The organism is Cellulomonas iranensis NBRC 101100 = JCM 18110 (assembly GCF_001552375.1).
GTDB lineage: Bacteria > Actinomycetota > Actinomycetes > Actinomycetales > Cellulomonadaceae > Cellulomonas > Cellulomonas iranensis.
Window position 1 is genome coordinate 1 of the sequence record NZ_BCRB01000138.1, and the last position, 5,417, is coordinate 5,417.

The following is a 5,417-nucleotide window of genomic DNA, read 5'->3' on the forward strand; positions in this document are numbered from 1 at the left end:
GCGCCCAGCGCGCCGGGCCGGACCGGCGCCGCCGCGCGGCGGCGAGCTCGTCGGCGGGTGCGGCGGCCGTGAAGGTCACGCCCGTCGTCTCGGCGAGCCGCGCGTGCAGGCGCGGCAGGTCCGGCGTCGTGCCCGCGGCCGGGTCGGCCGCGCGCACCCGGGCGACCGCGGCGTCGTCGGCGGCGGCCGTCGTGCCCTCGTCACGGGGTGTGTCGCGGGGTTCGCGCGTGTCGTCCATGGTGTCCCTCCGAGCGTGTCGCCGGGCGTGACCGCCCTCCACCCCGTCTGTGTGGCCGGGGGCGCGGGTCTTGCACGGGTCCGCGGAGCGGCGCGGGGACGCGCCGCCCGACCGTGCGCTCAGGCGACGCCGGCGTCGTCGAGCGCGGCGCGCAGCCGCGACCGCGCCCGCGACAGCGCGGCGTCGGCGCCGCCGCGGCCGATGCCCAGCACCTCGGCCAGGGCGTCCCCCGTGAGCCCCTCCCACGCGTGCAGGAGGATCACCTCGCGGTCCCGCGCGGACAGCCCCGCGAGCACGGTCCGCACGGTCTCGTCCCGCACGGCCCGCAGCGCGGGGTCGTCGGCGTCGACCCCCTCCGGCACGTCCGCGACCGGCACCGGGCGTCCCTTGCGGCGGTGGTTCGACACCACGAAGCCCGCCGTGCGGTACAGCCACGGCAGCTCGGCGCCCTCCGGCACGTCGTCGCGGCGGCGCCACGCGACCGTCAGCACGTCGGCGGCGAGGTCCTCGACGTCGGACGCGGGCACGCGGCGCACGAGGTACCGGTGCACGGCCGTCGCGTGGTCGCGCACCAGCGCCTCGAACCAGGGCGCGTCGCGCGGCGTCGCGGGCCCGGCCGGCGACGCCGCCCCGTCACGCGTCACGTCGGCGGCGGGGTCGAGGTCGCCCGCGGGCGTGACGACGGCACGCAGGGCGGGGCGGGCGGTGGGCTCGTGCTGAGGGTGCGCGGGCACTGCGGCTCCCGGGGCGGGCGGACGGGCGGACCGGGCGGCGGCGTGCTGCTGCCACCGCCCTCACCCTCCCGGTGTCGTGACCTGCCGGGATCTTGCACGCCGAGCCGCACGAGTTCCGGCACGCCGCGCCGAGCGCCCCGCCGGGGACCGCCGCCGCGCGTCAGAGGCCGTCGGCCACCACGGCGGTCGCCCGCAGCCACGCGTCGCGCGTCGACGGCTTGAGGGCCGCGTGGTCGATGGGCCCGCCCGCGACGAGCGCCTTGTCGTGCGGCACCTCGACGACGCCCCGCGTGAGCGCGCCGAAGTGCGAGCGCAGCCGCTGCCGCAGGTCCTTGTCGACCTTCGGCTCCGGGAACGACAGGATCGTCACGGCCTGCCGCACGAGCTCCTCCTGGCCCGTGGCGCGCAGCGCGTCGAGCGCCCACGCCGCCGACTGCGCGGTGTCCTCGCGCAGCGTCGAGACGACCACGAGCTGGTCGGCGGACTGCACGGCCGCCTGCCAGTTCGAGGCGCGCATGTTGTTGCCCGTGTCCACCACGAGCACCCGGTAGAACTGCGACAGCACGTCGTGCAGCGCGTGGTACGACGCCGCGTCGACGCTCGACACCGACGCCGCGTTCTCGTCGGACGCGAGCACGTCGAACTGCTCGTCCTGCTGGGTCCGGACGAACGTGTCGAGGTCGCCGATGCGGATCGTGCCGCGCGACGTCAGCTCGGGCAGCGCGCGCAGCAGGTCGACGGCGGTGCGCTGGTGGTCGCCGTGCTGCGAGCGCCAGCCGAGCGTCCCGCGCGTCTCGTTGTTGTCCCACGCGAGCGTGTACCCGCCGCGCGACAGCCCGAACGTCGAGGCCAGGAGCATCGTCGCGGTGGTCTTGTGGGCGCCGCCCTTGGGGTTCACGACGACGACCGTGCGGGGGCCGTCGAACGTGCGTCGCACGGCGTCGACCTGCGAGCGGCGGCGACGCTCGGCGGCACCGGGTCGCGGTGCGACGGCACCGAACGTCAGGCGGCGCACGGCCCGCTGCCAGCCGAGCTCGGCCGGGCCCTCGTGCGCGGGGTGACGCGCGGCCAGCAGGTCGTCGAGCGTCGGCAGCGACGACCCGTCGGACGGTGCGCGCTCCGCGCGGGCCTCGGTGCGCGTCGCGGCGCGCGAGGCCGCGGGCACGGCGCCCGTGGACGGGGCGGGCTCCGGGACGCCGGGGGCGACGGGCACGGCGCCCGAGGGCGGCGCCACCGCGGGCGTCGGCGACGACGGCGGTGCGACCGGCGGTGCGGCCGACCACGCCGGGTCGACCACGGGCACGGGCGTGCTCAGGGGCGCGACGTCGGCGTCGTTCGCCTCGTCGACCCGGCCGTCGGGGTGGATCAGCAGCGCCCACAGCCCGTCCGGGTCCCGCACCTCCACGGGCAGCGCGCGCCCCGCGTCGGCCGCGAGCGCGGCGATGCGCGCCGTGATGGCCGCCCCGGCCTCGGCCAGGTCGGCCGTCGCGACCTGCTCGCGCACGCCGTCCACCGAGATCTCGCCGGTGCCGTCCTCCCGGACCTCCGCCCGGATCTGCGGCAGGCGCCCCGCGGCGTCCGTGCCGTCCACGGCGGGGACCGTGCCCGTCGTCGTGACCGGCTCCGCCGCCACCGTGCCGCCGCTGTCCGTCATCGTCCGCTCCTTCGTCCTGCTCGACGGCGGCTCGACCGCGGCACCCGGTGACCGGTCACGCCGCAGGCGCGAGCACGCCACATCCTGGACGAACGTATCGTCAGCAGGACGCGAACGCACAGCGGGGACGCGAGGCGCCGCGCGACCGCCGACCGTGTGACGCCGCCCGCATCGGCGTCACTCGTCGGTGTCGAGCTCGAACCAGACGGTCGTGCCGCCGTCGGGGAGCCGCGCGGTCCCCCACGTGGTCGACAACGCCTCCACGAGCGCCATGCCGCGGCCGCTGGGCTCGGTGGGCTCGGCGTGCCGGACCTGCGGCACGCCGCCGCCCCGGTCGGACACCGCGACGCGCACCCGCGGGCCGTCGACGCGCACCGCGACGCGCACCGGCTCGCCGGCCGGGCCGTGCACGACCGCGTTCGACACGAGCTCGCCCGCGAGCAGCTCGATCACCTGGTTGCACGCGCCCCCGACGCCGGCTCCGGCGACCGAGCGCATCACCCAGTGGCGTGCCGCGCGGGGCGCGCTGCGCTCCGCCGCGACCACGAGCTCGTCGTCGAGCAGCGGAGGCGGCGCGCCACGCCGGCTACGGAGGTCTCGGACGTCACCCACGGGCACCAGGGTGCCCGACCGCGGCCGTCCCCGCCGCTCGGACCGGCACCCGGACGCCTGACCTGCACCGACGTCCGGGCGCGCGTCACGCGTCGCGCACCGGCGCGACCCAGCCCTGCGGCGGCATGCAGAACCACAGCACCGCGTAGACCAGGAACGGGCTGCCCGGCAGCACCAGCAGGAGCAGCAGCACGAGCCGCACGACCCACGCCTCGATCCCCAGCCGGGCCGCGACGCCCGAGCACACGCCCGCGAGCCACCGCCCCTCGTACGTGCGCACCAGCCCGGCCCGTGCGAACGCCGCGCGTACCCCGTCCATGCGTCCTCCTCCGTCGTCGTGACCACCAGCATGCGGGCCCCACCGCCGCGGCACCTCCGGGCCCGACCCCCACGCGCCCCTGGTCCGCACCCCGAGAGCGACCCCGGGCCCCCGGAGGGCCTGAGGTACCTCAGACGCTCCGGGCGCCGCGGGTGTGGGCGGCCGACCGATGCGCCGGGCGGGGACTCAGGACGAGCGTGGTCGTGTGCCGGGTGAGGGCCCGCGACCGGCGCGACGACGACGCGGGCCACGGGGACGGGAGACGCCATGGGCATCGAGCTCTGGGGACCGGCGCTGGACGCCGAGGTCGCCTACCGCCGGGAGCGGCTGGTGGCGGACGCACGACGCACGGCCGACGCACGCCGCGCGCGGGCCGGCCAGGGGGCCGCCGACGCGCCCGCGGCGCGCCGGGTCGGCGGACGGCCGCCCGGACGTCGGTGGTCGCTGCGAGGATCGGGTGCGTGGTACGCGGCCCGATGAGCACCCCCTTCGTCGCGCGCACGGAGCAGGTCGCCCGGCTCGCCCAGGCGCTGGACCGTGCGCGCACCGGCGCGCCCACGCTCGTGCTGCTCGGCGCCGACGCGGGCGTGGGCAAGACCCGCCTGCTGCGGCACGTCGGCGACGTGGTCGCGGCCGGCGGGGCGCGCGTCGTCACGGGCCACTGCGTCGACCTCGGCGAGATCGGGCTGCCCTACCTGCCGTTCGCCGAGGCCCTCGGCGTCCTGCGCGGCACCGACCCGACCGCGGTCGCGCGCGTGGTGGAGGCACGCCCCGCGCTGGGTCGCCTGCTCGGGGGCACGGGCGGACGCACGTCCGAGGACGCGGGCCCCGCCGACGCGGCCGACGAGCGGCGCGAGCTGTTCGAGGGCGTGCTCGAGGTGCTCGCGGCGTGCGCGTCGACCGAGCACCCGCTGCTGCTCGTGCTCGAGGACCTGCACTGGGCCGACGCGTCGAGCCGCGACCTGCTGCGGTTCGTCGTGTCGCGGCTGTCCGACCAGCCGCTGCTGGTCGTCGCGACGTACCGCACCGACGACCTGCACCGCCGGCACCCGTGGCGCCCCGTCGCCGCCGAGCTCGCGCGGCACCCCCGCAGCAGCCACCTCGCGCTCGCCCCGTTCACGGACGACGAGCTGCGCGAGTTCGCGGCCGCCGTCGCGGGCCGCGCGCTGCCGGAGGACCAGCTGCACCGGCTGCGCGAGCGCGCCGAGGGCAACGCGTACTTCACCGAGGAGCTCATCGAGGCCGGCGCGGACGCCGACGCGCTGCCGTGGTCGCTCGCCGACGTCCTGCGCACGCGGGTCGAGCGCCTCGACGCGGCGACCGTGCGGCTCGTGCAGCTCGCGTCCGCCGCGGGGCGCCGCGTGGACGAGCCCCTGCTGCGGGCCGCGGCGCAGGCCGGCCCCGGGGCGGCACCCGCGGTCGGAGCCGTCGACGCCGCCCTGCGCGAGGCCGTGGCGCAGCACGTGCTCGTGGTCGAGGACGGACGGATCGCGTTCCGGCACGCGCTGCTCGCCGAGGCCGTCTACGCGGACCTGCTGCCCGGTGAGGCCGCGGCGGCGCACCGCGCGTTCCTCGCCGCGCTCGACGCGACCCCCACGCCGGGTGCCGCCGCGCAGCGCGCCGCGCACGCGCTGCGCGTGCCCGACCTGCCGGTCGCGCTGGGCGCGTCGTGGGAGGCCGCGGTGCAGGCCGCGCGCGTGCTCGCACCCGCCGAGGAGCTGCGCCACCTCGAGGTGGTGCTGCGGCTGTGGGACGCCGTGCCCGAGGTCGCCGCGGGGCTCCCGGCGTCGCACGCCGCGGTGCTGCGGACCGCGGCCGCCGCCGCGAGCCGCGCGGGCGAGTCGGAGCGCGCCGTGCAGC

General features: G+C 78.7%; 6 protein-coding genes. 1 reads left to right on the forward strand and 5 read right to left on the reverse strand.

Going from position 1 to position 5,417, the window contains the following annotated elements; genetic code table 11:
* The 5 genes from CS2_RS17460 to CS2_RS17480 all read right to left on the reverse strand — a co-directional run.
* Positions 1 to 238: hypothetical protein (locus CS2_RS17460; RefSeq protein WP_156442200.1), on the reverse strand; the 238-nt coding region annotated here is incomplete at its 3' end.
* 119 nt (positions 239 to 357) lie between these two features.
* Entirely contained in the window at positions 358 to 972 is a 615-nt protein-coding gene (locus CS2_RS17465) for an RNA polymerase sigma factor (RefSeq protein WP_307416098.1), read from the reverse strand.
* 160 nt (positions 973 to 1,132) lie between these two features.
* Positions 1,133 to 2,626, reverse strand: a complete 1,494-nt coding sequence (locus CS2_RS17470; protein WP_070320934.1) for a MinD/ParA family ATP-binding protein — start codon at positions 2,624 to 2,626, stop codon at positions 1,133 to 1,135.
* A gap of 177 nt (positions 2,627 to 2,803) precedes the next feature.
* Positions 2,804 to 3,238, reverse strand: coding sequence for an ATP-binding protein (locus CS2_RS17475; protein ID WP_046531105.1), 435 nt, complete (start codon positions 3,236 to 3,238; stop codon positions 2,804 to 2,806).
* Between the two features lie 85 nt (positions 3,239 to 3,323).
* On the reverse strand, positions 3,324 to 3,557 hold the full coding sequence (locus CS2_RS17480; protein WP_046530029.1) for a PspC domain-containing protein: 234 nt from the start codon (positions 3,555 to 3,557) through the stop codon (positions 3,324 to 3,326).
* Positions 3,558 to 4,033: 476 nt separating this feature from the next.
* Here CS2_RS17480 and CS2_RS17490 point away from each other — a divergent pair.
* Positions 4,034 to 5,417, forward strand: a 1,384-nt coding sequence (locus CS2_RS17490; protein ID WP_156442201.1) for an ATP-binding protein, incomplete at its 3' end; no start/stop codon positions are given.